Source organism: Planococcus sp. RAB007_Raresut (assembly GCF_057369535.1).
Genome location: NZ_JBXYIF010000001.1, coordinates 77,687 through 103,159 on the forward strand (window position 1 = coordinate 77,687; position 25,473 = coordinate 103,159).

Consider the following 25,473-nt stretch of genomic DNA (forward strand, 5'->3'; position numbering starts at 1 on the left):
GTTCACTTAAACATCTAATAATTTATCAAAATACCCGTCTCTCTCATTGGGATTAACATTAATTAATGTCCGACGATCTAATAATAAATTTCCCCATTCACAAGATGTTTCTGAAATAAATGTGCATGAATGGCAAGCTGCACCATTGGCAGTTGTATGATATTCAAAGTCACCATCGGAGCATATTGGATCCGAGGAACAATGATTCATATTTTCTAAAGCCCGTACAATGATGGGGTATAATTTTTCCTTGTCAGCCAACCTTGTTAGCCCGCCTAGACTTCCTTCAGAATCACCAGATGCGGTATAGATGAATACTCCATGCATTCCATCCATCGAATAAATACGCTCTTTTAGAGATGTTGTAGTATAACCACAATATGCTGCCAATTCTTTCAGTAAAGCATGACTAAAAGTATGAATTAAAATATGGCGCGGATCAAATGGAATTGGATCATTATTAAACTCTTGACGATAGTGGCTATAGGCTTCATAAACCGCTTGAGTGACCCGCTCCGACTTCTCCCATTCTGACAATGTTGACAAATTAAATTTAAAGAAGATGCCTTCCCCATAATTTCGCACTGCTGGCAGCCAATTTGAATCTTTGCTCACTACTGGTTGTAACTCAACATTATCATCCATAAAGCGGTCGATATAATCTAATCTTGTAAATCCTTTTAGTACTTGTACTTCCGGCACTAACTCGACACGATGAATGGCATCAAAATATGGCATTAATTCTGGGTGCAGTGCGATACGTTTTGACATAAATTTTTCTTCATCGATATACTCTTGAATAAGAGTATTCCATTCTTGTTTTCGTATAGATTCATACGTAGAGCTTTCTTCAATCGTTATATCTCCGTCTAAATAGCTCTTTATTGTTGTAATGAAAGCTGTAGATATGGATTTAAGTACACAGGCATTTTTAATGCCCTCTTCTCCCATAGCTGCATAAAGGTTTTTAAATATTTCTTCATCTTTTTTCATGACGTATAAAACATCATATTCAGAAGTGGATGAAGTTAAAGGTACTTGTAAAAAACTTACAACGGAAGGTGAGTATACATTTGATGCTCCCCGTAAAGTAGTTTTCATTTTGTAATTACAATTTCCATTAGAATGTGAACCGATCCATGGTCGCTCGCCTTTACAGCTAAACAAATCATGATTTCGTTCTTCCGGCTTCATTATTGTCCCTAAACTTTCGCTATGCTTGCAATGAACACAAAATACGTGTAAATCTGAAAGTGAACCACTATTTCCACGTGTATATAGTTTTAAGAATGGCTCTTTAGAACTTTCTGAACAAGGCTTATTTCGATGAACCCATTCATGATATGGGAATTCCGAAATATGCCCTTTCTCGCAAACTAAAACAAATCGGCTAGCATATAAATCGCGAATCTCTTCTTTTTGTTTACAGTAATAGCACTGCTGATTATCATAAGTTGTCATTGAATTACAGGAAGGACAAATTTTCCATTTTGGAAAAGGAACTGCTTTTATTTTTTGCTTATCAGGATTTTCATTTAAAATCCTGACGTGTTCTACTCCTAAAATTGAAGTGATTCTAACATCCTCTTCTTTTGGGGCATTCCTTGTATTCCATTGATCAGCAGACTTAATCATAACACTTTCATTTAATAGATCTGCAATTGCTCCTGGTCCAGATTGGTAAATCAATTGTGATGGACGGATGGTTTGCTTCTCTGCATTCATGATTTTGACACCTCTATTTCAATTGCGCCTTCAACGTTTCTTAGAGATTGCATAGCAGGACGAGCTTCTTCTATTTTCCCTTTTTCGTTGAATCCATGTAGCAAGTGATACTTAACATATTGTGAAGAACGATAAGCTAATTTCTGGTTACTATACTTAGTAGCAGCTTGCTTCCACCATTCCAATAATTCATTTAATTCATTCTCCAAAGTTTCAACATTCGCATCTTTGACTCGATTTGAAAACTGAAGCATTTGTTCTTCTATTTCACTTTGCATGCTTAAAATATTACTTGGACTTTGTTCAGCATTAATCTCCATAAGTGTTTGGCGAATAAAACCAATAAACGCTCCTGTTAATCCTTTATTTAACGCGCCTTTTGCAAATGGCGTTACACTCATCGTTTCTACATGACGATATAATGATTGATGATAAACTTTAAAACGTTCAAAATGCGAAATATCACGAGAGCGCGCCGAATTTAAGAGCACGAATACTACCCCGGGATGTTTACGGCCAACACGGCTCGTTGCTTGAATATATTCAGAGGTCGTTTTAGCTTGCCCTTGGACAATCATTGTCCCTAAACGATCTACATCTACACCAACTGAAATCATATTAGTGGCAAGTACACCATCTAACACCCCTTCTTCTCCCATTCCCTTTTCCATTCGATTCAATAAATGAGGAATTTCCTGGGCTTTTTTACGGCTAGTTAGCTCTTCAATTACTAAGTCATGGTTGAATGTGTCAGTTGCGTCCAGCATATTTAGACGGCTTATTACTTCATCTTTAAATGTTGTAACCATTCCAGCTAATTCTTTGATTGTATTAAAATAACCGAGCATGGTGTAGTAGGGATCTACATTAAATTTAGATTGACTTCTTGTAATAGCTGTATAAGCACTATACATATGAATTGCTTGAATCTTGTTACTTACACCTGGCGCACAAACCCCAACATAATAACGGCCATGTTTTTCTGTAGTTGGAATTTCTTTCGATACGAAATTATCATTTGCTTTTTGGACTGCTAATGGAAATTGCAGCATTTTGCGTCCGTATAATGCTCTTACTTGTTCTTCGGCTCCACTAATTGTAGCAGTTGAAGCTATAACCTTTGCGGGGTGACCGTTATTTCTCGTTAGTAAATCTATTGCTACTTCATATAACCCCGTTAACGAACCTAAAGGGCCTGAAATAAGATGTAGCTCGTCTTGGATAATAAGTTCAGGGGGCTTCAGACGATTAATACGGCTATATCCCCTTGGGAGTGTTTCACTATACTTAAAGCCATATTCGCGACTATATGCGTTTTTATTTCCAAATAACTCATGCATTTCTTTTTTCCAAGGTAGTTGTGCAACTTTATCAACAGTTCCAATTAATAAAGTCGGGAGTTTTTGATAGATTACTTCATCTACTGTATAAACGGGAATACCATGTCTAAAAGCGCATTCCTTATTTCCACAGCATATCTTTTGATGTTTCTCTGTGATTTCGTATTGCTCTGTTCCTAATTCGTCACCGCACCATGGGCAATTCATCAATTGCATTGGATTTCCTACTTTTACTTCTTGGCCACTGCGAAGTAACTTTAGCTTTTCCGTAGCATCTTTTAATTGGTTTGGTGAAGATTCTGCGCCGATCCACAAGCCAATACTGAAAGATTCGGTTCCTAATTGTTTTGGATTATGCTTGCGTAACATCTCAGCAGCACAAATTAAAGCTGCCGCACGCTGAAATTGCTGTGTTGTTAATAATCGTAATGTGTAACGCATTAATATTGTTACACCAGCGTATTTATCCACTTGATCAGGAGCTTGCAAGCGACGATATGCCATAACATAAGCTGCCACGCCTAAATAGGCTTCTGTCTTTCCTCCCCCAGTTGGAAACCAAATTAAATCGACAATTTCTCGGTCTTCATGGTTTTCATCTGAGGCACCAGCGATACTCATTAGTAGGAAGATTAACTGAAACAAACGCCACTCACCGTTTGGCTGAGGTTTAACCCGTCTTTTTTCAGACCGGTATATTCGAGCTACTTCAGAATAAGCTCGCTGTAACACCATTGCTTTATTGGCAAATTGGAAAGCTAAATATTCAAGAGAACTCGGATTGCGTGTTACTAAATCAATACCTTCTTCTATACGGCGAATGATTTCTTCGACTTTTTTAACGTTTTTATCCGCTTCTTCTTTCAAATATAAAGGCAATTCATTTACAATAACTTCTTGTTCTTTTAACCAGCTTTTATAAATCGCTGGAATTGAATCTAATTTATTTTTTAATTGTTCTACTGGCAATTCACTTAGCTCTCTCATCGAAAATGCCTGGCCTTCAATTCTGCTATGCTCTACTGTTGGCAATTCATACTTTGGCATCCAAGTTGAAAAAATAGTTGTGATATTATCTATGCTTTGCCAGTCAACACCTACACCATGTCCTATTGCCACTTCTTTTTTATCTCGATAAAGCAACTCATTCTGTAAGTGATATTGATCTGCTTTTGACGTAAATTCGCCGATTGCTGTTTTTGGTACATGTACTTTCAATTCACATTGGAACATTACTTCGCTTTGGAGAGGATATTCTTCACGTTTTAAATGATTAAATAAAAATATGCTTACATGGTACAAACCATTTCTAAAACGAATTGAGTACCTAACTTTACCTAACTTTGAATCGTTCTTGTTTTCCAATGTAGTCGAATGAATTTTTGATAGGTCAACAATCCATTTTTCCGAATGTGATATTCTCTTATGCTCTTCTCCTTCATACACGGCCCAATTAGCTTCTATGTCAACTGGTAGAAGATCCTTTAATTTAAAACTAAAACCCATACTCGAAGGTCTGAAGATTTTCTTCGTTTTCAGCTGTTCATCAACTTCTTCATCATTTATTTCAACATGCGTTTCAATAGCATTTTCTCGTTCATTAACAACATCTGAGGTGGAACCGAAAGGAACGAGCTTTCCTGATAAATAGACTGTCATAGGACGCATTTTTTTCCCTAGAATTTCTTCCTTTTTCCTAGGACCTACTAAAAAAGATTCTAGTTCTTTTATTAGGTCGTTTCTTAGCACTTGGTAATTAGTCATCGATTAACCCCCTTAACTTAATATGTCTATTTTATTTTTAGATTTATTAGTAAATAATACCATGAAAAATCAGTTTTTTCTTTTGTATTTCTCTTTTTAGACTTCCATTTACCTGGACTCCGTATTAAGAAAACAATAAACAATTACCTTATTCAGGTTATAAACATCGATTAGAGGTATTATTATTAGTCAATATTTTTCATTGTTTGTTTTGGGTTTACACTATAGTTCCTGTTCATTTATTTCCTCATACTACGGCATAATATTCTTAATATAAGATGACATTTGACACCTTTTACTGCTCTTTACTAAGCGCATTAAAGATTCACAAGATAATGAAGAGGTGCTACCACTGGATATTTGACAAACCAGTTATATGTAATAATTGTTTAAAATTATGATTCTTTGTATGGTCATATGCTCATTAAAATATTTTGCATTAGTCTAAATTTTCCTTCTAAACTCAATCCTAAAACCGTATTCCCAAAAGACGAAAAAAACAGCAAGCCAATAAATAGCCTGCTGCCAAAACTATTAATATTTATTTCGAAAGTTTAGAATTTATTTAAACCCTAGCTCTTTTCCATTCAACTCACCAGTCAACTCTTCAAACCACTCTCTATCCCCAGTCTGCAAAGCCAGATCAATCAGATCTTCAAGCTGAGCCATGTCTTTTGGTGCAATCTGAGGCAAAGTCTCGACATGCTGGACCGCCAGCGGAATCGTCAAACCGACAATACCAGGGTTATCGCTTTCCGCAACCGTTACATATACAGCTCCTTGGACCATGCTCAGCGAATCGATGAATCCAATGACCATTTCACCTTTAATTGAAGTTCCTTTTACCCAATCAGTTGTTTTTAAAATCGTCGTCTCTTCATTCATATCTTAACACCCGCTTTGTCATTTATTTTTGTATTAATTCTACTTAGATTATTTCACTATAATCTTCAATACCCTCTTTTAATTCCCTTACGCATTAATATGAGAATATTACTCTTATTCGCTTTAAGGTTAAGACAATCAATCAAAAAGAGCAGCGGCTACATAATGCCGCTGCTCTTTCTTATATCATTATCTTTTCTGTTTATCTTAATTAACCGCCTGCTTCTTCTCATTCAATTCAGCAGACAGCTCTTCGAACCATTCTTTATCACCAGTCGCCAAAGCCAAGTCGATCAAAAACTCGAGCTCGCCGGCATTCTTGGTTACGGCCGTCGGAATGACTTCCACTTGAGTGAAATGCATCGGAATCGTTTTGCCGATCAGCTCTTCGTTATCACTTTCAGCGACAACTACATGCACAGCTTCCTGCTCCAAACTCATTGAATCAACAAAACCGATGATCATTTCACCGTGGCGGGAAATGCCTTTTACCCAGTCGTTATTCTTTAAAATCGCTTTATATTTATTCGTCATAGGTTTACACCTCTTCTAGTAGTATTAGCAGAAACCGCCTGGTCCACAAGCCATTCCTTCAAACAAGACTTTAGGTTTTTGTTTCTGCAGTTCTTCGTCGATCAGCTGTTCGAGTGTCTCTTTCGTATGGATGCCGGCGATTTTAGTATCCCCGATCACGAATGTGGGTACAGCCGTTATATCAGCCTCTTCATATGAGTGCTCAAGTGCCTGCTGGTGAGCTTCTTTGTACTTACGGGACTCAAGTGCTTCACGGTATTCTTTTTCATCCAAGCCGACTTCCCCTGCCAGTTTCGTCAATACTTCGACATCACCGATATCCTGGCTCTCCTGGAAAAAGGCTTTCAGCATGCGTTCATTATATGCAGTGCCTTTCCCTTTTTCTTTGGCATATTGAAGCCCTTCAAATGCCAAATGGGTATGGGGCTGCGGCGACACATCCGGCAATACAATCTCGATTCCCATCTGTTCAGCCATCGGGTAAACCGACTGCGACCAAGTCTTTTGGAGATAATCGTCTTCCGGGCGCAATGTCGGATTTGGTGCTGGACGCAATTCGAAAGGCATCCACTCAACTTCCACATCTTTTCCTTTGATCGCTTCCTCTAACGGCTGTTCTGCCAGGAAACAAAATGGACAAACATAATCCGAATATACTTTCACTTTTACTGTCATATCAGAAACCATCCTTTCTGCTAACCAGATAGTTATATAATTAAAATCAATCAATTTACATCTGTATATCTTTTCAATAAAGCCCCAATAAATTTGGTGACTAATGGGAATTTTACGCCGGTTTATGCATGAACACAATAAATATGCTCTGATTTCAAGATAATACATAAATCATATTCCTCTATTTAAATACCTTCACCTATGTAATTGGCTGGCAGAATGATATGGAGCAAAACAGCGAAGACTCCCAGGCGATTAAGCGAAGTGCCGAGATCCACTCGGGCGAAGTACAACGAGTCCGAGTTAGCTCGGCGCAAGCCGCCAGGAAAGCGGAGCTGTTTTGCGCAATATCATGTTTCTAAAATACCCTTTACTTCCCCCCTCCCTTCATTTACACTAGAGCCATCGGGACAACCCGAACACAAAAACCGTATACCGTTTTCTGCACTGGGGGTGCTTATTTAGCTGAGATGCGAGCGAAAGCTCCGATCCCTTATGACTCGATCAGGTTAGGACCTGCGTGAGGAAGTGCGGTGACTTTCCGCAAAACGAACTTTTCAGGAGCTAGTATCTCCTTTTAATTTGCATGGAACAGTGGCTGCATCTTCACGGATGCGGCCTTTTTTGTGCACATTTTTAAGGAGGAATATTGTTATGGAACCATTGCAATGCGGCACAAGGCTGATTGTCGGATTTCGCTTCACGCTCAATCCGATGTCTGGCGACTTCATCAAAATCATCAAAGGGGCGCTTAATGAAACAGACACCTCGAATGTCTGGATGCACACGGATGACGTATCCACTGTCATCCGCGGAAAACAGAACCACGTCTTCAATGTTGCGAAAGCCTTGACTTTGCATGCAGCGAAAACCGGCGAACATGTGGCTTTGAATGGCACATTCTCCATCGGCTGCCCGGGAGATACGTCAGGAGATGTCTACCTCAACAAAGATGATCAGTTGTTGAATAGGGATCTCACAAAGCAATATGTATCGTCGCAGTTTGCGCTTTATCCGATGAACAATCCGGATTATATGAGCGTCATTTACCGTGAAGTTGAAAGGGCAAAAGAGCACGGCGTGTGGAACGATTCGATGCATTACGCGAGTGGTATCCACGGCGATATACATGATGTCTTTGCATTCTTTGAAGAATCATTCACTCATGCACGTTCTGTTGAACATCACCATCTCGTCATGACCGTATCGATGAGCATCAACAGCCCTTCTCATGCCAAAGCTGATGGAGGAAAAGCCGATGCTTAAATCGTGGAAACTGAAGGAAATTGTGTTGATGTCCCTGTTTGGAGTCGTATTCGGTATCGTCTACCTGTTATTCATCCACCTCGGCAATATATGGGCAGGGCTGATCGGCCCCATCGCCTATGAATGGATGTTCGGCATCTGGTTTATCGTTTCAATCATCTGTATGCACATTATCCGTAAGCCCGGCACTGCCTTGATTCCCGAAACCATGGCGGCGATCATCGAAGTGATGCTCGGCAATGCGGTTGGTCCCCGCCTTATTCTTTCCGGGATTGTTCAGGGCCTCGGCGCTGAAGCAGCTTTTACTGTGACGCGTTACCGCCACTTTAATATTTTTGTCTTTATGCTTGCAGGCATCGGTGCGGCAGTATTTAGCTTCATCTACGGTTATTTCGTTTCCGGCTATGCGGCGCTTGATCCAGGTTTTGTCGCGTTGATGTTTACGCTTCGCGTTTTGAGCGGAGCAATCATTGCCGGAATTGGCGGCAAATATATCGGCGATGCGCTGCTTGCGACCGGTTCACTTCGCGGCTACGCCATCGCTCGGACACAACCGCGTGATGCAAATGCATGACACTATTTTTGAAATGAATAATGTCAGCTTCCGTTTTCCGGATGACCAATCACCGACACTTTCATCGATCTCTTTTACGATCGAGCGCGGCGAACGTGTTGCCATTTCCGGTCCCAGCGGCTCCGGCAAGTCGACTTTGCTGTATTTATTGAACCGGCTCTATCCTGCCAATTGCGACGGCATTGTGGATGGCGAAATTCACTTATTCAGCAAACCCGCAGATTGTTATTCACCTGGAGAAATCAACCACCGCGTGGCGACTGTTTTCCAGGATCCGGATTCGCAGTTCTGTATGCCGACGGTCGAAGAAGAACTTGCCTTCACTCTTGAAAATTTAAATACCCCGGCAAGCGAAATGGAGGAGCGGATCCGTCATGTCCTGGACATTACCGGCCTCTGCCACCTCCGGCATGTTTCAATTCAAACACTATCCGGCGGAATGAAACAGCGGGTTGCCACTGCCTGTGCATTGGTCATGAATCCCGAAGTCCTGTTGCTTGATGAACCGATATCGCATCTTGATCCCTATACCGGGAAAGAATTCATCCTGTGGCTCGATCAATTGCAAAAGACGTTCAATCTGACAATCATCGCTGTAGAACACAGGTTGGATTACTGGGAAACATTTTTTGACCGTGAAATTAAGATAACGAGCGATGGCAGAATTTCAGAAGACACCATCTTCAAGCCGCACGAGACTTTGCGATACCCGCTCCGGCTCCATTCAATATTGGATGAGACTGTAATATCTGCGACGGGACTTTCAGTAAAGATGAAAGGAAACACTCTGCTCCAGCCGGTTTCATTCCATGCGCAAAAAGGAGAATGCATCGTCATCGCGGGACCAAATGGCAGCGGAAAATCGACATTGGTGAAAGCGATTTGCGGCATTTATAAAAAAGAAGCTGAGAAGTTTTCATCAGACCCTTGTGGCTATGTACCGCAATCACCAGAATTTCTGTTTTTAACTTCAACAGTCTTTGACGAACTGGCTTTTGGCGGAACGTCTTCCAAAATGGAGCTGGATGATTTGATAGAGTCTCTCCGGCTAACAGAAATCAAGGAGCAAAATCCTTTTTCCGTCAGCCATGGCCAAAAACGCCGGGTGGCGATCGGGGCGATGCTTGCGGATAAACGAAATGTGCTGTTTCTAGATGAACCGACTTCAGGTCAGGATGAAAGTGCTTTATTGGAACTGTTCCGTCTCATCGACAGCCAGTTGGACCAGGGAGATACCGTTTTTCTTGTGACGCACGATATGGAGTTCGCCGCCGCAGTCGCTGATTCGGTTGTGCTCTTGAAAGACGGCAGAATGACCGGGAAATTCATTGCCGATAGAGTGTGGCAAGACGAAGAACTGCTTGCAGCCCATAACCTTTTGCCGCCGAAAGGAGTGAAGCTACGTGCGGAATCTTTTGCATGACATGAATCCTGCAATTAAGTTCATCACTATAACAATCGCGATGCTTGGTCTCGCATTTTTCTTCAATCCATGGACACCGTTGCTGTTCTTTTTCAGCATCCTCGTCCTTCAGCTCGTTTTCAGCAGAATCAACTGGAAACTTTGGAGCTTGTTCATGCTTCCTTTTGTGATCGGCGCATTCGGTTATTTGTGGACGACGATTGTCTTTGGTGCTGAAACCGGCGGCACCGTTATCTGGTCGCCGTTCGGCTATGATGTGACGGATGAGCAATTAGCATTGGCCTTATCCTTGGCGTTCCGCGTCCTGGCATTTTCTTCCCTGTCTCTCCTGTTCGCTTTGACGACGGAACCAGTGAAATTCGTCATGAGCCTGATGCAGCAGCTTAAGCTTTCACCCAAACTTGCTTACGGCGTACTGGTCGGCTATCAGTTTTTGCCGGTGCTGAAAGATGAATTCTTTCAGATCCAGCAAGCCCATCGACTACGCGGAGCCACCGTTGAAAAATCCTGGTGGAAACGGGCTCTTGGTGTGCGCAGAGTGATCATCCCGATGCTTGCGGGAGCTGTACGAAAAGCGGAACGCTCCGCATTCGCGATGGAAGCGCGTGGATTTACCGGTGAACCACGTACCGAATTTTACCGGCCCGTTCAAATTGGAAAGTTGGATTTTGTGATGAGTCTTGTAGTTTTAGCTTTGTTTCTGGGAAGCTGTGTATGCGGAGTGTTATGGAGTGGTTGATATGAGGAGCTGTCCGTATATACGGACAGCTCCTTTATTAAGTCCTTATAGCTAATCAAAATTTTTGTTTGTTATTATGATTCCGGTATTACAAAGTAAAAAGTCTTTCCAATATCCGAAGAAGAACAATCGTTCAAACTGTATTCAATGCCCAGGTCAGTATTTTTGCTTGTCATTTCAGTACAAGTTGTACTCTGTGTCCCTTTATCAGAACCCGCATATCCATCTTGTGAGTCATCGTAGGTATAATGTATTTTATTGCCATCATAATTTAAATTATAAAAAACGGGGTCGCCTTCAACAGTATAGAAAGTAATGCGAATTTCATCTGTGACACCGGCGTCGAAATTCTTGGTAAATTCTATAAACTTATCCAAGTTGGTAATCTCTCCAAAAATATCGACAACATCCCCATTTTCTATCGCCTCTTCAGGAGGATAAGGGTTTTCAGGATTATCGACTGCGACTGCAGGAGTATCAGTTCCAGTCGACTGTTGGCACCCGAATAAAAACATCGCGATAAGCAGCGTACCTAACACAGTCAAAAAGCTTTTCATTAAACGCCATCTCCTTCCTTTTAAAGGATCTGTTCTTTATATAAATCTTAACATAATAGTTTAGATCTTTTTCCAGATTTTTGGCATTATCATTTTCCAAACTATTAAATGGCAAAAAAAAGAAGGCTTTATCAGCCTTCAATTTTCCCATATGTAATCTCGTCTTCATCCCGCACATCCACGCCTTCACGGATATGCACAATCGTCCGCAGAATCAGACGCGCTTTATCGGTTTCCACCAGCCAGCGTTCATCCGGTACGATTTCAAATTGCTGCATCACTGTATCCTTCGATTTGACTGAACCGGCAAACTCCATCGACTGTTTGGAAATGACTGTTTCAATAATGTTGAAATCACTGTCTTCGCGGTAATCATCGATCAGCTTGATGACATGCAATTCCACATAATCGACTTCTTGGTCGGAGTCTCCCCCTTCGAAATATATGGTGCCGTTCAAGGTCTCGCCTTCTTCCAAATGCGGCCTCTCCACTACTGTTTCGACTTTCATCGAGCCAAAGCCGATTGATGATAAAAACTCTTTGAATTTCATTTTCGGAAACCTCCAAATTTTTGTATTACCACTTTACCACTTAAGCTTTAACTGTAAACGTTTAGTGCAGTTCTGTATAATCATATTGATTTTCAAGTGCAGGTTCATGTTTATTGTAGCGGCGTTTGAAGAGCTTGAATATGTGTGAAACCAGTACGCGCAGAATCGCGTATGCGGGTATCCCCAAAATTACACCCGCCACCCCGAACAGGGAGCCGGCCGTTAAAAGTACAAATATGATTGTGACTGGATGGATAAAGAGCGTTTTCCCCATAACCTGGGGCGAGATGACGTTCCCTTCCACTAATTGTACCACTGTCCAGACGATCGCAAGCTTTACCAGCATAAACGGAGAAGTTACAAGCGCAATGATGACGGCAGGCGTAATAGCTATTGCAGGACCGATATATGGCACCACACTGGTGAACATCGCCAGTACACCGAGTAGAAGCGCATAATCCATTCCAATTATCAGGAATCCGATATAAACCATCACACCGATGAGGAAAGCGACGATCAATTGCCCTTGAATATTGGCGCTTAATTGTTTGTCCGCTTCTCCAAATACTTCGCGCGTGTCATGACGGAGGCGCGGCGGCAAAAGCTTCAAGATGTATTCAGGAAGTTTTTCACCGTCTTTCAGCAAATAAAACAGGATAAACGGAACAATGACAATCGACAGGACAAAGCTTGTGATCGTCGACAAAAATCCGGTGACCCCAGTAATGATGCTGGTGACTGTGTCTTGCAGGATGCCTGCCAGATTATCCGGCAGTGTGTCCATCAACTGGTCGATGTCGAAATTGGAGCCCGTATAGTAATCACCAATATAAGAAGTCCTCAAAAATGCGTCAATGTCAGTCAGCAGCTGCATAAAATACTGCGGAAATTCTTCGATCAACATTTGAAGCTGGTCTCTCAGAAATGGCAGGATCAGAAACGTGACCAGTGTCAACAGTCCGATAACACCCATGAAAATCATCAGGATGCCCCATATTCTTTTAATGCGGAATCGCTCAAGAAGCCGAAGTACCGGACGCAGCAGATAATACAGAATCATTGCTAAGGTTACAGGCAAAACTACTGTCTGCATGAAAACGCTCAGTGGATTGAAGATAAATGATACTTCCCGGAATATAAATATGATTAAACCGATCAACACTAAAGCGATTAAGGTGAATAATGTATTTCTGCCCCCCAGGAACTGAATATAGTTCGTTTTGAAAAAGGATGGCTTTTCTTCTGGCTCCATGGCGTTTCCTACTTTCCATATGGACTAATCAATTCTATTTTACCATATTTTCAGAATTTTTCATTGCAGTGGCTGATTTAAAAATTCACTCAACGCTTGGCGGTTCTGCTCCAGGTTGATTTCAAGCACGGATCCAGCCTGGGCGTAACTGCCATAGCTGTAGCTGCCTTCGACCGGAATCGTCAGCCGTTCTACACCTTCAGTTCCTCCAGTTGCCAAATCAGTCGCAACCTTCACTTGGTCAAGCGTCGGCATATCTGTTTGAACATAGCCCTGTGCAGCTCCCGCTAATTTCGGGAATTTCGGAATGGATGATATGCTGATCATTTCTTCCTTCAACGAGGCAAGCACCTGCTGCTGGCGACGTACACGCCCGAAATCCCCTTCATTATCAGCACGGAACCTTGCATAGCCGAGAAGTTCCTTGCCATTCAGGTTCTGTTGCCCTTGAGTAAGTGAGACACCGATATTCTCAGACATGTCCTTTTCGACATCCACTTCGACGCCGTTTGGCGCTGCGATATCCACCAGTTTTTCAAAGCTTGAGAAATCAACCAAGGCATAATGCTGAATTTCCACTCCAAACATATTGCGCAGTGTATCAGCCAATAAGTCAACTCCGCCCAAATAATAAGCCGTATTCAATTTATAGGATTGATATCCCGGAATCTCTGCATATATATCCCGCATGAACGATACAACTTTCACATCATTCGATTCTTTGTTGTGCGCAACAAGCATCATTGTATCGGTACGGGATTTTTCTTCCCCGCGTGAATCTACACCCAGGACAAGAATATTTTCATAACTGCTGTTTTCTTCATCATTATTGAATTCAACTTCAGGCAAATCCGATTCTTCAGCTAATTTCTTGCCGCTTTGGTACTGCATGAAGAAGTAAGCGCCTAAGGCAAGCAATACAATTAATAACAGGAACAGAATACCCCGTTTCCGAAATCTCTTTTTCTTACGTCGTTTTCCTCTGAGTTGGCGTTCTTCTTCCATTACTGACACATTCCTTTCTTTGTTCCATGCCCAATATGACGAATGGAACTTACGGAGGTTTCTGATGGCCGGGTTAATTTAGATATTGGTTTTATAATGATAGAACTTCTTTAAAGATGAGATAAGTTTCTATCGTTAATGACTAATTTATCTTCATCTTCATACAGTATAAACAATTTTATTGTCTGGAAACAGCTGCAGTGGTACTATTTCTTTTATGAGCGACAGGAGGAGATATTTATGGCAGAGAAAGCGACATTTGCAGGCGGCTGTTTCTGGTGTATGGTAAAGCCGTTCGACCAATTTGATGGAATAGAGAAAGTAGTTTCGGGTTATTCCGGCGGACACGTCAAAAATCCCACTTACGAACAAGTTAAGACTGGCACCACCGGCCATCTGGAAGTGGTCGAAATCACATTCAACCCGGAAGTTTTTCCATATGAACAGCTGCTTGATATCTTCTGGCAGCAAATCGATCCGACGGACAATGAAGGACAATTTCAGGATCGCGGCGATCAATACAAGCCCGCCATTTTTGTCCATAATGACAGACAGCGTGAAATCGCAGAACAATCAAAGCAGGAACTGGATGCTTCCGGTCGATACAATAAACCGGTCAACACACCGATTCTTGGCGCTGCGCCATTTTATGCAGCAGAAGACTACCACCAGGACTATTATAAGAAAAACTCTGAACACTACCTGGAAGACCGAGCACAATCCGGCCGTGATGAATTTCTCGATGCCGTATGGAAACAGGAATAAATAGAAAAATAATAATGACGGACGCTGCCGAAATGGAAGCGTCCGTTTTTTTATGTATCAAAATTATTTAGATTAAAGAAATAGCCAATTAACCGTTCATCAATTGAGAAATTTCTATAGATATGGAGCAAAACAGCGAAGACGCCTTGGGGATCAGAAAGGGAGTTGGATTTCCAACTCCCTTTCGAGCGAAGTGCTGAGATCCACTCGGACGAAGAGTATCAAGTCCGAGTTAGCTCAGTGCGAGCCCCCGGCAAGCGAAGCTGTTTAGCGGAATATCGGTTCCAAAAAGACTTATTCGCCATCAACCTAGCAGCTTCGCCATATAATACTCATCTATGTATTCGCCGTTAATCTTCAACGAGTTCTTTTTGATTCCTTCTATCTTATAGCCCGCTTTTTGATACAATGCGACGCCGGCGCGGTTATGGATCATCACGGTCAACTCGAGGCGATGGATTTTCTTTTCTGCAGCCCACACATCCAATTGCTCGAACAAGCGGCTGCCTACTCCCTGTCCGCGGTTCGCTTCCCCAATGCCTATGGCCAGATACACACTATGGCTCGTCCGCTGAGGGTTATTGCCGATGATGAACAGATAACCCTTCAGTTCGCCGTTATCTTCCGCTAACAGAATCGCAGAACTTTTATCCTGTTCAATTGCAGCTATTCTTTTGCTCAATTGCTCCGGAGTTATTTTTCTTTCACCCGGCTCAAAAAGCATAAACCCCGATTGTTCTGCGTCAGCCATCAATCTAACTAATTGTGCTGCGTCTGCAGCCACAGCGTTTCTGATAATCACTTGTATCCTTCCTTTCCTTGCACAAAACTTCCATTAACGATATCTATGATTTCCAGAAGATCTTTTATTTCATAAGTCGGTTGTATAGCACTTTCATTGTTTTTGCCTTTTGGATTGAACCAGACTGTATCGATTCCATAATTGATGCCGCCCTGGATATCTGAAGTCAATGAATCGCCGACGATAATCGTCTTCGCTTTGGCCGCAGTTCCGATTTTAGAAAAGGCATAATCGAAAATCCCGGGATTCGGTTTTTGGTAACCTGCCTCTTCCGAAATCACAATGTGATCGAAATGATTGGTAAGCGCCGAATTATGCAGTCGCGATTTCTGTACGTCGCCAAAACCGTTCGTCATAATCACAAGCTGGCAATGGGATAATTGCTCCAGAACTTCAAGAGCACCAGCCATCAAATGGGCTTCCTTACCCAAATAATTCAAATAAACGCTGCTGAAGTCGAGTGGATCTTTATCAGTTTGATGTTCCAGGAATAATCGCCGGAACCGTTCTACTCCAAGCTCGCGCAATGCAATGTTCCCTTGTTCAAGGTCATTCCAAAGCACTTTGCTGATTGCTCTATAACTGTCGTGCATGTCGACAAAGCCATTAGGAATATCAAAATCATTGAATGTATTCTTTAATGCTGCATGTTCGGACAGCGCAAAATCCATTAAAGTATCGTCTATATCGAAGATAATAGTAGTGTAAATCTGCTCTTTCAATTTGGACTTCCCCTTTTTAATTCGTATTGATTTTATTCAGCTGCAGGCTTTTCTTTCAATAAAAAAGCAAACACCATCAAGATGGCGATGAAACCCAGAAACATGCCCAATGAAATCATATGATTTTGAAACCGGTCATAAAATAAGCCGATTGCAAAAGGCGTAAGCGCGGAAATGATGTAGCCCCCTGATTGGATCATCGCCGTCCAGCTGTTGACGTCGTCCGGCGTCGAATTTTCATCCAACGGCATCATCAATGCCAACGGGAATAAGCCACCTAGAGTGATGCCAATAAATATGGCTGCCGGCCAGATGGTTGCGATACTACCAAACATCAATAAAAGAACACCGGCCGCTCCGAATCCCAGACTGACCATAATCCATAAATGCCGGCTTGGCCATTTTTCAAGAAGCATCGGGATCGACAGATTGCATGCGATTTGGACTGTTGACATGACCGTCAAGACCGCGCCTGCTACAAGTATCGACATGCCTTTTTCAATGGCAATCGGCGCAAGCCAGGTAATGATGGAAAAGAACAAGGCCGACTGGAAACCGAAAAACAGCAGCATATACCATGCGCGCCTGTTTTTCCAAGGTGAAACGACTGCTACACCTTCCATCGGAATTTCAGCTACTTCAGCTGCCGGCTCCTTCACGCGAAGCCATAAGATAATCGCCGCAATCGACAGCAGTCCCCAGCTTGCCAGCGCAATCGGCCATCCTGCAAACGAATAAAAGACGCCCGTCAATCCTGCCGCTAATGTTGCCCCAAGCCCCATGCCGAATGAATAGACGCCGATCAACGAAGCGGTCCGGGTCGGGAAATTCCGTTTGATCATCGCAGACAGCAGCGGGCTGATGATGGCGATTGATAGACCGATAAAAAAGGCACTGGCCAACAGAATGGGATACGTCGGCAGAAATCCACGGAGCAATGTGAATGCCCCTATCGCCGACAGCAGAATCGCGATGGATTTTTTCAATCCCAGCTTTTTATTAAAAACAACCGCAAGCGGAGCAAACAGCCCCATACAGAAAACAGGCACCGACGTCAGCAGACTAACCTGGCTGCTCGTAAGCGAAAGATCTTCCCGAATGGTATCCAGCAGCGGGCCAATCGATGAAATGGCCGGCCTCAGATTTACCGAAACAAAAAGAATCGCCAGCACCATTATGCCGAGCGCGGCTTTTTTTTGCTTGTCTGTCAAAATCGAAACACCCCTTTTACCTGCCAATCAAACTTGTGTTCGCCGCAAATTTTTATTAAAATAAGAGCAGTGAAAGGCGGTTACTTTTTATGAAACTTGTAAATTGGAGTTACGCGAAACGTTATAATATAAAAGCTATTTTTGATGAATTTCCGCACGTCGTTGTGTGGTTCCGCCAAATCGGCGGCTATTATTTCATCTTTACCATGAAAGGCCTGACACCGGAACATATTCCGAACCGGCGTGATTATGTAAAAATGGAGTATTTACTCAATAAAGACCTCGGCTTGCTTGAAGCCTATAAGGCAAGGAAATATAAGGTTTAAATCTAAAACATCTCTTTTCTGACCACACTCTTTTAGTTTATCTAACACTGCGCTCAGATGGTATCTGTTTTAGGCTGTTTCGTGGTATACTAATGGCATTGTGAAATTTAGGAGGTACGTATTAATGATAGCAGTAAATGATGTAAGTTTGCGTTTCGGGGACCGTAAATTATTCGAAGACGTGAACATTCAATTCAACCCGGGGAATTGCTACGGACTGATTGGAGCCAATGGCGCCGGTAAATCGACGTTCATCAAAATCCTTTCCGGTGAACTAGAAGCACAATCCGGAAATGTCTATATGGGTTCAGGCGAACGATTGGCCGTATTGAAACAGGATCACTTTGAATATGAAGAAAATCAGGTTCTGGATACCGTAATGATGGGCTATAAGAAATTGTATGATGTTATGACAGAGAAAAACGCCATTTACATGAAGGAAGATTTTTCTGATGAAGACGGTATGCGCGCTGCCGAACTTGAAGGCGAATTTGCAGAGCTGAACGGTTGGGAAGCTGAATCCGAAGCGGCAATCCTTTTGCAGGGGCTTGGTATCACGGATGATCTGCACGACAAGAAAATGGCTGAACTTTCCGGTTCCGATAAAGTAAAAGTGCTATTGGCACAGGCTTTATTCGGAAAACCTGACGTTCTTCTTCTCGATGAGCCTACCAACCACTTGGACCTTAAAGCGATTCAATGGCTGGAAGATTTCCTTATGAACTTTGAAAACACTGTCATCGTTGTATCGCATGACCGTCACTTTTTAAATAAAGTCTGCACACACATCGCGGATTTGGATTTCGGTAAAATCCAGCTTTATGTCGGCAACTACGACTTCTGGTATGAGTCCAGCCAATTGGCGACTCGTTTGGCTTCTGACCAAAACTCTAAAAAAGAAGAAAAGATCAAAGAATTGCAAGCCTTTATTGCCCGATTCTCAGCCAACGCTTCCAAATCGAAGCAAGCGACGTCGCGGAAAAAAATGCTTGATAAAATCGAGTTGGACGATATTCGCCCTTCTTCAAGAAAATATCCGTTCGTCAACTTTACAATTGGCCGCGAAATCGGCAACGACGTATTGACGGTAAAAGATTTGAACCAAACAGTGGACGGCAACAAGCTGCTGAACGACGTCAGCTTCAATATGAACAAAGACGATAAAATCGTATTGATCGGCGACCCTCTTGCCAAGTCTGCGCTTCTTCGCATTCTTGCAGAAGAAGATGAGCCAGAAGAAGGCTATGCACGCTGGGGCGTTACAACTTCACGCGCTTACCTTCCGATTGACAACACAGCTTATTTCGAAGGCAGCGAGTTGTCGCTAGTCGATTGGCTGCGCCAGTATTCACCGGAAGACGAAAGCGAAACATTCCTTCGCGGTTTCCTTGGAAGAATGCTGTTCTCCGGCGAAGAAGTGAAAAAGAAACCATCTGTATTATCAGGTGGAGAAAAAGTCCGCTGCATGCTTTCAAAAATGATGCTGTCCCATGCAAACGTGTTATTGCTTGATGAGCCTACCAACCACTTGGATCTTGAATCAATTCAAGCACTCAATAACGGCATGATCGCTTTCAAAGGCGCGATGGTCTTCACATCCCATGACCATCAGTTCATCCAGACAGTTGCCAACCGTGTGATTGAAATCCGCGAAGACGGGTCAATCCTCGATAAGCAATTGTCATACGATGAATTCCTTGAATGGAAAGAATCACAAGGCATCACTAACTAAACCAAAAAATCCCGCCACACTTTGAATGTGTGGCGGGATCTTTCTTTATTATTTAAGGAAACGCTTCACCATTTTGCCTGCTGGCAGACGCGATGCCCATTTGTTTCCTGTGCTGGCCAAGCGGCTGATCACCATAAGCAGATCCTCATCGCCTGCCCAATGTGATGTAACGATTTCTTTCGGGTATTTATTCAATAATGAATTCACGATATAAACTGCTACCACTACATCATCAGCAAAACCGGCAGGTCCCATCAAAACTTCCGGCAAAAGATCGACCGGTGCAAAGAAATAAAGAATACCCGCTCCGATCATTGATTTGCTTTTACTGTCGATGCGACTGTCCAACATCATTTTCGTCAGTAAATGGAAAAAATCAGGTGCAAATAAAACATACTTCAGAAATTTGCTCCCTTTGCCGTTTTTACTGTCTACCCAGTTCTGGATTTTATATCGAAGCTTCTGATAAAAATCACGTTGTTCGTCTTCACTTGGAAGCGGCTTTTTAAGATTCTCGTTCGTCATTGGTACTCCCCCTGTTAACATATTTATACTTACTATAACCTTATCTGCCTATTCATCAAACTATTGAAAGAATAGAAATTAAAATTTCATTGTAACGTTCGTCGCAATACGTTCACGTTCAGGATTTCCTTCAACAATATTGAATTTAACTTCCTGACCAGGCATCAGGACACCCAGATCCATGTTAATGGAAATCGATTCTACGAAAAATTCTTCCCCGTCCGCAGCTGTGATATAGCCGTAACCTTTATCCCCATCAAACCATTTTACCTTACCTTCTCCGGCCAATACTTCTTCTGACATAAAAAAACCTCCCATTATCAATTCCTCTAATATTATTTTATACCCTCCAAATACCGAGGCTTAAACTTTCTTCTATTATTGTCAGATCATCAACCTTAAAAAGAGGCCCACAATCGTGGACCTCCATCGTTCGCATTTCTATTAAGTTTTTCTGGAATCAGTTGACCCCTACAGCAGAGAAAGCGGCTTTCACACTTGCAACTTCTGCGCTGGAAGCTCCGTAAAGATCAGTAGCAGCCTGAATGGTTGAAGCGCGGAAATGGCTGTAATTAGAGTTCGGCGTCAAATACTGTGTCAATGTGCGGTAATAGATATCTCCCGCTTTATCATTTCCGATGGCATTTACGCTGACACCGTAATGCGTCCCGCCGTTCGCTAATAAATAAGCGGCTTTATTGCTTATGCCTGAATTGATATGAACTCCGCCGTAATCACCCGTGCCTGTATAGCGTTTCGAATAATGGTCAGGGTCGCCGCTCAAAGTTGGATCCTCCATTGAACGCAATGCATCACCGGCGATTCCTGGTGTATAAATGTCCTCGCCCACTTGCCAGTCCGGGTTATTATTGAAATGATATTCAACTAGTGTTCCAAAAATATCAGACATGGATTCATTGATAGCACCCGACTCATTCTGATAGATCAGATCTGCTGTCGTGTCTGTAACAGCATGCGTCAGTTCATGGGCAATTACATCAAGTGCTCCGGATAACGGGATAAACTGGCTGCCGTCCCCGTCTCCATAAACCATTTGCGAACCGCTCCAGAAGGCATTATTGTAGCTGCGGCCATAATGGACTGTCGAAACCAGTTGCGCCCCGTTTCCGTCGTAGCTGTTGCGGTTGTGGACATCCTGGAAATAATCATAGGTTTGCCCTGCATATGCATGGGCATCGACAGCTGCACCGTCATAAGCCGCGTTGTAAACATTATCGCTGTCGAGCCATAAAGTCCCTGGTGTACGCGTGCGATTTTTAGCGTCATAAGTGAAGATGCCGTCGCCTCGTGTACGATCCACAAGATACGATCCATTATTATTCAATAAAGTATTGAAAGTTTTTGTGTCGCCCAGCACACCTTTACCGGTGGCTGTAGAATCATTCCCCGTTAAGGTGCCGCCTCCGGCAGATGGCTTGGCTTCATGGATTTGATTGTAAGAATCCAGAACTTCCCCTGTTTTTGCATCGATGAAATATTGATAATTCCCCGGTTCCGGATAGAGGAATTCAAATTCAGCGCTATAGGCAAAATTAGCAGCTCCGTCTTTTACATAAACAACCAGCTCAGCGCTGGCTTCATGTTCCAGTTCAGGAGATGCGCCAATTTTCTTTTCCAAATCAGCTGCCGCATTTTTAAGAGCAGCATCCGCTTTTACTGTTGCTCCTTTTTTCAATGATTGCTTGTCATACAATTCAGGGGCAAGTGTACCAGATACCGATGTTAATACACCTTCTTGATTTACATGCGCATTGATGACAGAACCGAATACCGGCACGCCTTTAAATACTTGCTGTAATTTCAGTTTTGTAAAACCGAGTTCATCTTTTTTCTGGCTGACAATCTTAAAATTGGATGAGCCGTTTTTGCCGATCTTATAAGCTTCTTCTTTTTGCTCCAAATATGTAAAAACGATTTCTTTCACCGGTTTATTGGATGGAGCTGTAAGTTTCCCCGCAATGAAATCAGGGGTTTGGGTTTCTTTGTTTACGTGCACCTTCTCAGATGCGTTCTGCCCTGGTGCATTATTTGCGGAAACTGCAGTTGCTGATAATGCCAGTGATGCTGTCAAACTTAAAGTCAGTAATTTTTTCTTGTCCATCAAATTCACTCCTTCTCGTCTTACCGGCATCGCAGCTCGGTGTTAACAGCATAACTGTTTCATTATTCTGAATATATAGGCTGGATTATGTGTTTTTATTTACCTTGAAAGGAGATTATTGAACTTGTCGGTTTCTTCGTTTTCAGATTATTTAATAAACTGATGGGTATATTCTCTTTATCTGTCTTTACAGCAGATGACAAAAGTAATGGATGCTGTTTTTACATCCATTAAAAACTGAATATTCCGTATTCACTAAATTGAAACTTTGCATAAAAAAAGAGCCGCTCGCAATGAGCAGCTCTTGGAGATTACAATTTAGTTACGTTTGTAGCTTGAGGTCCGCGGTTGCCTTCCTCTACTTCAAATTCAACTCTTTGACCTTCGTCAAGCGTTTTAAAGCCTTCGCCTTGAATCGCTGAGAAGTGTACAAATACGTCATCTCCGCCTTCAACTTCGATGAAGCCGAATCCTTTTTCTGAGTTAAACCATTTTACTGTACCTTCTTGCATGTTAAAAAACCTCCTGGTAATAAAAAAATTTTCAATATGGAATTTCAATAAAAAAATTCACATATTCCAAAAAGTACCATCACTTGCTGATCACTTTTTGGAATATGTGAATAGCTGTAGCTGGTGAAGATAGTATTTATTTCCTCTATAATACCTAAATTGCGTGTAAGTGTCAAACAAATCTAAATATTTATAATTATTTTTTTGAAAATAATCATAGGTTCGACATAGCTTATTGAAATCTCTACTTGCATTTTGCCAAATTAACCGCCATCTGTCCAGTGATTTGCATTTGGTATAAAGTAAAATTCCGAAGTTTGTATTGACTAAGTCTTTCCCGTAAAATGAGGATAAAGACAGCCTGGATGAAACTTTTCAGGTATTCAATCGTATGTATATATGGAATAGCATTTAAGGAGTGATTTCCGCATGAACCGAGTCCAAAATTTCATAAGACGACAATCGGTCAGCCTCCCAATCACTGGAGTAATGTTTCCTATTCTTTATTTGGGGGCGGAAATCGGATTGCTTGCTTCTGGAGCAGTAGCTGCCGGAACCTATCTTGCCAGTAATTCGACGATTAAACAAGTTCAATTCTCTTCCACTTCGAAAGAACTCGGAATGACGAGAAGTGAATATAAACATGTACTGAAACAAGTTCAGGAAGCAAAAATGAAAACTAAACGCCTGCAGGGCCAATACTACCGTGTGCGATCCATTTCGTCATTCCGGCAGTTGATGGAAATGACAAAACTCGCCAATAAGATCATCACTGTCGTGCAGCAGAACCCAAGAAAATTTTATCTCGCTGAATCCTTTTTTTATTCGCATCTCGATTCGGCACTGGAACTGACCGAGAAATACAGTTTGCTGGTCGGCCAGCCAGTGAAGGACCGCGATATAAAAATCGCATTGCAGGATACACGCGAAACTCTGCAATCGATGAACCGCGTTATGCAAAATGATTTGAAAAAAGTGCTGTCGTCCGATGTTGAACAGCTTCGGATGGAACTCGATTATGCCCGTTTGGCCGTCGATAAACAGCAAAATCAGAAACTATTGGTTCAACCCTTGACCGATGATGAAGGAGACGTGGAAAATGAGCGAAAATCAATCGACACGAAATGAACTGGACGATCTGTTGGAATCGCCATTCGGCATTCAAATGGAAAAAGAGCAGTCCCCTGCCGAGCAGCAGACCGGACGACCTGTATTGCTGATGGATAAACTGTCTAATGAAGATAAGAAAAAAGCGCAGGAGCTGGCGAAACAGATTCCTGCCGGCAACCATGAAGCGATCCTGACTTATGGCGCAAATGCCCAGAGTCAACTCGGCAATTTCTCGCATAAGATGCTGGATCATGTCCAGCAGAAAGACATCGGTCCCGTGGGCGACGTCCTGCATGACTTGATGAAGAAATTGCAGGAGCTGAATCCTGAGGAATTAACGGAGACGAAAAAATCCGGCATCCGCAAATTGTTTGCCAAAGCCAAATATTCCGTTCAGGAAATCATGACCAAATATCAAAAATTAAGCACGCAAGTTGATCGCATCAGTATTCAATTGGACCATTCAAAACGCGGGCTGCTTGAAGATGTGCAGATGCTCGAGGAATTATACGATCAGAACAAAATGTATTTCCAGGCACTTAACGTCTATATCGCTGCAGCAGAATTGAAACGGGATGAAATCCTGAACGAAACCATCCCTGCCCTTCGCAAAAAAGCCGAAGCGTCAGATGATCAGATGGCCTATCAAGAAGTCAACGATATGGTGCAATTCGTCGACCGTTTGGACAAACGTCTTTATGATCTGCAGTTGTCACGCCAAATCACGATTCAAAGTGCGCCGCAGATCCGGATGATCCAGCAGACCAACCAGACCCTGGCTGAAAAGATCCAGTCATCGATCATGACGTCAATTCCGCTGTGGAAAAATCAGATTGCGATCGCTCTGACGCTCAATAAACAGATGAAAGCCGTGGAAGCCCAGAAACAGGTCACTACCACTACAAATGACCTGTTGCTCAAGAACTCTGAGATGCTGAAAATGAATTCGATTGAAACCGCGAAAGAAAACGAACGCGGCATCATCGAAATCGAGACATTGAAGAAAACGCAGGAAAACTTGCTTACCACTATCGAAGAAACATTGCAGATCCAAAGCGAAGGACGCAAGAACCGACGCGCCGCTGAAATGGAAATCGGCAAAATGGAAGTGGAGCTTAAACAGCGCCTGCTCGCCATCCACGAAGGCGAAAACTCCAGAAGTGAATAACAGAAAATCCCGTGAAGCTAAAATGCTTCGCGGGATTTTTATGTTCTATAGATAATTTCATCATCTTCAATCACTATGCATTAGGCGGGCGCTTTCCGCGGGGAGCTGCCTGAGCCTCCTCGGTCGCGTTGCTCCCTGTGGGGTCTCAGGACTCGCTCTGGTCCCCGCAGGAAAGACATTAGCCGAAG

At 42.5% G+C, this 25,473-nt stretch carries 25 protein-coding genes and 1 riboswitch; of the genes, 9 read left to right on the top strand and 16 right to left on the bottom strand.

The window, feature by feature from the left end; translation table 11 throughout:
- Window positions 1–6 precede the first annotated feature (6 nt).
- The 5 genes from drmB to AC2Q9J_RS00380 all read right to left on the bottom strand — a co-directional run bounded on the left by drmB (window position 7) and on the right by AC2Q9J_RS00380 (window position 6,923).
- On the bottom strand, window positions 7–1,725 hold the full coding sequence (gene drmB / locus AC2Q9J_RS00360; RefSeq protein WP_499036320.1) for a DrmB family protein: 1,719 nt from the start codon (window positions 1,723–1,725) through the stop codon (window positions 7–9).
- Entirely contained in the window at window positions 1,722–4,829 is a 3,108-nt protein-coding gene (gene drmA, locus AC2Q9J_RS00365) for a DISARM system helicase DrmA (RefSeq protein WP_499036322.1), read from the bottom strand. Before drmA ends, drmB begins: the two co-directional genes overlap by 4 nt.
- A 561-nt stretch (window positions 4,830–5,390) precedes the next feature.
- Window positions 5,391–5,714, bottom strand: coding sequence for an IDEAL domain-containing protein (locus AC2Q9J_RS00370; protein WP_499036324.1), 324 nt, complete (start codon window positions 5,712–5,714; stop codon window positions 5,391–5,393).
- A gap of 207 nt (window positions 5,715–5,921) precedes the next feature.
- On the bottom strand, window positions 5,922–6,248 hold the full coding sequence (locus tag AC2Q9J_RS00375) for an IDEAL domain-containing protein (protein ID WP_499036326.1): 327 nt from the start codon (window positions 6,246–6,248) through the stop codon (window positions 5,922–5,924).
- A gap of 24 nt (window positions 6,249–6,272) precedes the next feature.
- Window positions 6,273–6,923: a DsbA family oxidoreductase gene (locus AC2Q9J_RS00380; RefSeq protein ID WP_499036328.1), complete on the bottom strand. Its 651-nt coding sequence runs from the start codon at window positions 6,921–6,923 to the stop codon at window positions 6,273–6,275.
- Window positions 6,924–7,362: 439 nt separating this feature from the next.
- Window positions 7,363–7,467, top strand: a riboswitch (TPP riboswitch).
- A gap of 110 nt (window positions 7,468–7,577) precedes the next feature.
- Here AC2Q9J_RS00380 and AC2Q9J_RS00385 point away from each other — a divergent pair.
- Genes AC2Q9J_RS00385 through AC2Q9J_RS00400 form a run of 4 tightly spaced genes read left to right on the top strand, consistent with a single transcriptional unit; the run spans window position 7,578 to window position 10,925 of the window.
- Entirely contained in the window at window positions 7,578–8,189 is a 612-nt protein-coding gene (locus tag AC2Q9J_RS00385) for a YkoF family thiamine/hydroxymethylpyrimidine-binding protein (protein WP_499036330.1), read from the top strand.
- Window positions 8,182–8,763, top strand: a complete 582-nt coding sequence (locus AC2Q9J_RS00390) for an ECF transporter S component (protein WP_499036332.1) — start codon at window positions 8,182–8,184, stop codon at window positions 8,761–8,763. Before AC2Q9J_RS00385 ends, AC2Q9J_RS00390 begins: the two co-directional genes overlap by 8 nt.
- A complete protein-coding gene (locus tag AC2Q9J_RS00395; RefSeq protein WP_499037318.1) occupies window positions 8,750–10,186 on the top strand; it encodes an ABC transporter ATP-binding protein in 1,437 nt (478 codons plus the stop codon). The genes AC2Q9J_RS00390 and AC2Q9J_RS00395 overlap by 14 nt, the downstream gene beginning before the upstream one ends.
- Complete coding sequence (locus AC2Q9J_RS00400; protein WP_499036334.1) at window positions 10,167–10,925, top strand: energy-coupling factor transporter transmembrane component T family protein; 759 nt, start codon at window positions 10,167–10,169, stop codon at window positions 10,923–10,925. The genes AC2Q9J_RS00395 and AC2Q9J_RS00400 overlap by 20 nt, the downstream gene beginning before the upstream one ends.
- Before the next feature lie 74 nt (window positions 10,926–10,999).
- On the opposite strand, the gene AC2Q9J_RS00405 is transcribed toward AC2Q9J_RS00400, so the two are convergent.
- From AC2Q9J_RS00405 to AC2Q9J_RS00420, 4 genes are all read right to left on the bottom strand, one after another.
- Entirely contained in the window at window positions 11,000–11,482 is a 483-nt protein-coding gene (locus AC2Q9J_RS00405; protein ID WP_499036336.1) for a DUF4362 domain-containing protein, read from the bottom strand.
- Window positions 11,483–11,613: 131 nt separating this feature from the next.
- The gene (locus AC2Q9J_RS00410) at window positions 11,614–12,033 is read right to left on the bottom strand and encodes a sporulation protein (RefSeq protein ID WP_499036338.1); all 420 of its coding nucleotides are present in this window, start codon (window positions 12,031–12,033) and stop codon (window positions 11,614–11,616) included.
- A gap of 61 nt (window positions 12,034–12,094) precedes the next feature.
- On the bottom strand, window positions 12,095–13,285 hold the full coding sequence (locus AC2Q9J_RS00415) for an AI-2E family transporter (protein ID WP_499036340.1): 1,191 nt from the start codon (window positions 13,283–13,285) through the stop codon (window positions 12,095–12,097).
- A gap of 60 nt (window positions 13,286–13,345) precedes the next feature.
- Entirely contained in the window at window positions 13,346–14,290 is a 945-nt protein-coding gene (locus tag AC2Q9J_RS00420; RefSeq protein ID WP_499036342.1) for an LCP family protein, read from the bottom strand.
- Window positions 14,291–14,530: 240 nt separating this feature from the next.
- On the opposite strand from AC2Q9J_RS00420, the gene msrA reads away from it, so the two are divergent.
- A complete protein-coding gene (gene msrA / locus AC2Q9J_RS00425; RefSeq protein WP_499036344.1) occupies window positions 14,531–15,055 on the top strand; it encodes a peptide-methionine (S)-S-oxide reductase MsrA in 525 nt (174 codons plus the stop codon).
- Between the two features lie 304 nt (window positions 15,056–15,359).
- Here msrA and AC2Q9J_RS00430 read toward each other — a convergent pair whose 3' ends face one another.
- From AC2Q9J_RS00430 to AC2Q9J_RS00440, 3 genes are read right to left on the bottom strand one after another with little or no spacing between them, the layout of a single operon-like run.
- Window positions 15,360–15,857 carry a GNAT family N-acetyltransferase gene (locus AC2Q9J_RS00430; protein ID WP_499036345.1) on the bottom strand — a complete coding sequence of 166 codons (498 nt, stop codon included), beginning with the start codon at window positions 15,855–15,857 and terminating at the stop codon, window positions 15,360–15,362.
- Complete coding sequence (locus AC2Q9J_RS00435) at window positions 15,854–16,579, bottom strand: YjjG family noncanonical pyrimidine nucleotidase (RefSeq protein ID WP_499036346.1); 726 nt, start codon at window positions 16,577–16,579, stop codon at window positions 15,854–15,856. The genes AC2Q9J_RS00430 and AC2Q9J_RS00435 overlap by 4 nt, the downstream gene beginning before the upstream one ends.
- Window positions 16,580–16,611: 32 nt before the next feature.
- Complete coding sequence (locus AC2Q9J_RS00440; protein ID WP_499036348.1) at window positions 16,612–17,790, bottom strand: MFS transporter; 1,179 nt, start codon at window positions 17,788–17,790, stop codon at window positions 16,612–16,614.
- An 89-nt stretch (window positions 17,791–17,879) separates the two neighbouring features.
- Here AC2Q9J_RS00440 and AC2Q9J_RS00445 point away from each other — a divergent pair, with 89 nt between their 5' ends.
- A complete protein-coding gene (locus AC2Q9J_RS00445; RefSeq protein ID WP_084245705.1) occupies window positions 17,880–18,116 on the top strand; it encodes a protein YuzH in 237 nt (78 codons plus the stop codon).
- A gap of 124 nt (window positions 18,117–18,240) precedes the next feature.
- Window positions 18,241–19,848: an ABC-F family ATP-binding cassette domain-containing protein gene (locus AC2Q9J_RS00450; protein WP_499036351.1), complete on the top strand. Its 1,608-nt coding sequence runs from the start codon at window positions 18,241–18,243 to the stop codon at window positions 19,846–19,848.
- Between the two features lie 48 nt (window positions 19,849–19,896).
- Here the strand turns inward: AC2Q9J_RS00450 and AC2Q9J_RS00455 are convergent, their stop codons facing one another.
- The 4 genes from AC2Q9J_RS00455 to AC2Q9J_RS00470 all read right to left on the bottom strand — a co-directional run bounded on the left by AC2Q9J_RS00455 (window position 19,897) and on the right by AC2Q9J_RS00470 (window position 23,007).
- Window positions 19,897–20,373: a YkvA family protein gene (locus AC2Q9J_RS00455; protein WP_499036353.1), complete on the bottom strand. Its 477-nt coding sequence runs from the start codon at window positions 20,371–20,373 to the stop codon at window positions 19,897–19,899.
- Between the two features lie 78 nt (window positions 20,374–20,451).
- Window positions 20,452–20,676 (bottom strand): cold shock domain-containing protein, encoded by a 225-nt coding sequence (locus AC2Q9J_RS00460; protein WP_499036355.1) that lies wholly within the window; start codon window positions 20,674–20,676, stop codon window positions 20,452–20,454.
- 157 nt (window positions 20,677–20,833) lie between these two features.
- Window positions 20,834–22,495 carry a M4 family metallopeptidase gene (locus AC2Q9J_RS00465; protein WP_499036357.1) on the bottom strand — a complete coding sequence of 554 codons (1,662 nt, stop codon included), beginning with the start codon at window positions 22,493–22,495 and terminating at the stop codon, window positions 20,834–20,836.
- A 311-nt stretch (window positions 22,496–22,806) separates the two neighbouring features.
- Window positions 22,807–23,007 carry a cold-shock protein gene (locus AC2Q9J_RS00470; protein ID WP_033541967.1) on the bottom strand — a complete coding sequence of 67 codons (201 nt, stop codon included), beginning with the start codon at window positions 23,005–23,007 and terminating at the stop codon, window positions 22,807–22,809.
- Between the two features lie 429 nt (window positions 23,008–23,436).
- Here AC2Q9J_RS00470 and AC2Q9J_RS00475 point away from each other — a divergent pair, with 429 nt between their 5' ends.
- Entirely contained in the window at window positions 23,437–24,135 is a 699-nt protein-coding gene (locus AC2Q9J_RS00475; protein ID WP_499036360.1) for a 5-bromo-4-chloroindolyl phosphate hydrolysis family protein, read from the top strand.
- A complete protein-coding gene (locus AC2Q9J_RS00480; protein WP_499036362.1) occupies window positions 24,107–25,285 on the top strand; it encodes a toxic anion resistance protein in 1,179 nt (392 codons plus the stop codon). The genes AC2Q9J_RS00475 and AC2Q9J_RS00480 overlap by 29 nt, the downstream gene beginning before the upstream one ends.
- Window positions 25,286–25,473 lie beyond the last annotated feature (188 nt).